This is a genomic window from Streptomyces endocoffeicus (assembly GCF_016741935.1).
GTDB lineage: Bacteria > Actinomycetota > Actinomycetes > Streptomycetales > Streptomycetaceae > Streptomyces > Streptomyces endocoffeicus.
The window spans coordinates 1-957 of the sequence record NZ_JAERRG010000172.1; the positions used below are offsets into that span (position 1 = coordinate 1).

The window sequence follows — 957 nt, forward strand, 5'->3', positions numbered from 1 at the left end:
CTCACTGAATCGTAGGTCACCACGTGCTTCGACGGATCGAGGACGACCTCGTGCGGTGCGGGCGCCACGGTGGCCCGGCGCAGCAGCGCCCGGACGCGGACCAGCAGTTCCGGGATGTCGAAGGGTTTGGTCATGTAGTCGTCGGCGCCGGCCTCGAAGCCGCCCACCTTGTGATGCAGGCCGTCCAAGGCGGTGAGCATCAACACCGGCACGTCGACGCCGCGGGCCCGCAGGGCCAGGCAGACATCGCGACCGTCGGCGTCCGGCAGCCCGAGATCCAGGACGACCAGCTGGGGCGCCGTTGCGAGCTGCCGCAGCAGGCTGTCGGCCGTGGCGGCGACGGAGACGGTGTGGCCGTCGTGCTCCAAAGCGCGCTTGAGGATGCCGCGGACCGCCGCGTCGTCTTCGCATACCATGATGAAAGCCACGTGCCGACCCTAGATACTCGCATCCCGATTCTCCATCTTCCCTGATCAGCCGCCTGACGATCGAGAGCAGTCCGATGGTGCCGCACGCACCTGCCCTGCCATGAAGTGCGCGACTGTCCGGCTCGACCGGCCGAGCGTCGCAGCAACGGGGGCGCGGTTCACGCTCGCCGACATCGCAGGCTCACGGCCTGCGCGGGGTAGCCGTCGTGCATCCGGGCCCACCGGACCGGCCCGATAGCGGGGCAGTCGAAAAGCCGCACTCCGGAGCCGTGCATGACCGGCGCCGGATACACGCAGAACTCTGCCCTTGCCGGAAACCTCGTCCGCCCTGGTGGGGGCGGTTCTTCGGGTTTCCCGAAATCTGGCCGCGGTCGCTCGAGTCGGCGCTCTCGCGCAGTTGCCGTCAGCGCGTCATGATGATCGATCGTGCTGCTGCGACTGGCTTACCTGGGTGCGACGAACGCCTTCGCGATGCTGCGCCTGCTGCCGATGACCGACCGGAACAAGGACGCGGAGATCCTCGCCCTGC

General features: G+C 68.5%; 1 protein-coding gene. It reads right to left on the reverse strand.

Going from position 1 to position 957, the window contains the following annotated elements; translation table 11 throughout:
- A partial coding sequence (locus JK364_RS54435) for a response regulator transcription factor (RefSeq protein WP_201858881.1) occupies positions 1–428 on the reverse strand: 428 nt, incomplete at its 3' end.
- Positions 429–957: the final 529 nt, after the last annotated feature.